This window comes from Kitasatospora sp. NPDC007106 (assembly GCF_040634455.1).
In the GTDB taxonomy this organism is placed as follows: Bacteria; Actinomycetota; Actinomycetes; order Streptomycetales; family Streptomycetaceae; genus Kitasatospora; species Kitasatospora arboriphila.
In genome coordinates this window covers 1-1907 of sequence record NZ_JBEYFP010001038.1, presented here as the reverse complement: position 1 = coordinate 1907, position 1907 = coordinate 1, and the positions used below count along the sequence as shown (strand labels likewise).

Annotated in this window: 2 protein-coding genes; both read left to right on the top strand. The window is 76.4% G+C overall.

The window, feature by feature from the left end; translation table 11 throughout:
* Window positions 1-143: 143 nt before the first annotated feature.
* Complete coding sequence (locus ABZ641_RS35470; RefSeq protein ID WP_359988531.1) at window positions 144-908, top strand: maleylpyruvate isomerase family mycothiol-dependent enzyme; 765 nt, start codon at window positions 144-146, stop codon at window positions 906-908.
* A 118-nt stretch (window positions 909-1026) separates the two neighbouring features.
* Entirely contained in the window at window positions 1027-1755 is a 729-nt protein-coding gene (locus ABZ641_RS35465) for a VOC family protein (RefSeq protein ID WP_359988529.1), read from the top strand.
* Window positions 1756-1907: the final 152 nt, after the last annotated feature.

The window sequence follows — 1907 nt, the reverse complement described above, 5'->3', positions numbered from 1 at the left end:
CTGCCCGGTGCGGTGCACCGCGTTCTGGAGGGCCAGACGCACGACGTGGCGGCGGAGGCGCTGGCGCCCGTCCTCGCGGAGTTCTTCCTCGGCTGAGGCCCGATCGGGGCCGGTGCGCCGGCGGTCCGTGCTGAACTGTCGTCATGGACAACGCCCGATACCTGGAATGCCTCGCGGCCGACTTCGCCCGGCTGCGGTCCGTGGTGCCGCTCGCACCCACCGCGGCCGTGCCGACCTGCCCGGGGTGGACGGTCACCGACCTGGCCCGGCACGTCGGCGCCGTGTACCTGCACAAGATCGCGGCGATGCGGGAGGGCGCCGAACCCGAGCAGTGGCCGCCGAAGGGGCTCGACGAGGAGGAGCCGATCGCGCTCCTCGACCGGGCCTACCAGGGCCTGCTGGCCGAGTTCGCCGCCCGCCGCCCCGAGGACCCGGCCGGCTCCTGGTACGCGCCGGACACATCGGTGGGCTTCTGGATCCGGCGGATGGCGCAGGAGACGGTGATCCACCGGATCGACGCCGAGCTCGGCACCGGGCAGCGGGTCGCGCCCGTCCCGGCCGATCTCGCGGTGGACGGCATCGACGAACTGCTGAAGGTCTTCGTGGCGTACGGCGTCGCGGAGTGGGGCGGCTACTTCACCGGGATCCTGGCGGACTCCCCCGGCCGCGGCTACGAGGTGCGCACCGAGGGCGCCGTCTGGCGGCTGCGGACCGGCCCGGGGGTGTTCACGGTCGAGGACGGGGCGGGCGGCGGCCCGGCGGACGCCGTGGTGAGCGGTCCGCCCGCGGCCGTGCTGCGCTGGGTGTGGAACCGTCAGGACGGCAACCCGGCACCCGGTCTGACCGTCGAGGGCGATCCCGACGCCGTCGCGGAGCTGAAGCGCTGCATCGTCACCGCCACCCAGTGACCCCCGGCGGGGGCCGGGGGGCTGCCGTTCGGCCAACCCGTTTGTGCGCGGCCGCCCCCGGCCAGCACGATGTCCCCGCACGGCCGGTCGGCACGGCCATCAGGTGACGGGAGCAGGGATGATCCGCTGGGTGTACGCGTTCGTGGACCGGCCGCGGGAGCGGTTCGCGCAGGCCGCCGGGTTCTGGACGGCGGCGACCGGCACGTCGCTGTCACAACGCCGGGGTGCGGACGGCGAGTTCGCGACCCTGCTGAGCGAGGGAACGGACGCCTGCCTGAAGCTCCAGGGCGTGGCCGACGGCACCGGCGGCGCCCACCTGGACCTGGCGGTCGAGGACGTCCGGGCGCTCGCCGGCCGCGCCGTCGAACTGGGTGCCTCGGTGCTGGCGGACGAAGGCGACGGCCTGGTGGTCCTCGCCTCCCCCGCCGGGCAGTCGTTCTGCGCGGTGCCCTGGCGCGGCGAGTCCCGCCGTCCGGAGGTCTTCGCGGGCACCCGGCTGGACCAGCTCGCCGTCGACGTCCCGGGCGGGGCGTTCGAGGCCGAGACGGCGTTCTGGGGCGGGCTGACCGGCTGGCCGGTGCTGACCGGCTCGCGGCCGGAGTTCCGGGTGGCCAAGTCGCCGGCGGAGCTGCCCGTCCGGATCCTGCTGCACCGGCTGGACGACCCCCGGCCGACCGGTGCCCACCTGGACTTCGCCTGCGCCGACCGCGCGGCCGCCCGGCGCGCCCACGAGGACCTCGGCGCGGTCTTCGTCGCCGAGCACAGCCACTGGACGGTGATGCGCGACCCGGCCGGCGGCACCTACTGCCTCACCGCCCGCGACCCGCACACCGGCGCCCTGGGCTGACGGCGGGAGCGCTCAGCGCCGCCCGTCCGCCACCGCCGCCGTGGTGAGCCGGTCGACGAGGGCGCAGGTCAGCACGGCCGCGGCGAGGGCGGCGGCGGCCGCGCCGAGCAGCGCCGTCTCGTAGTGGGCGCCCGCCGTCAGGCGTGCGGCGG

What these genes read in the sequence shown, in the direction of transcription:
- ABZ641_RS35470 (WP_359988531.1), top strand. Translation starts at nt 144, where the DNA reads ATGGACAACGCCCGATACCTGGAATGCCTCGCGGCCGACTTCGCCCGG.
- ABZ641_RS35465 (WP_359988529.1), top strand. Translation starts at nt 1,027, where the DNA reads ATGATCCGCTGGGTGTACGCGTTCGTGGACCGGCCGCGGGAGCGGTTC.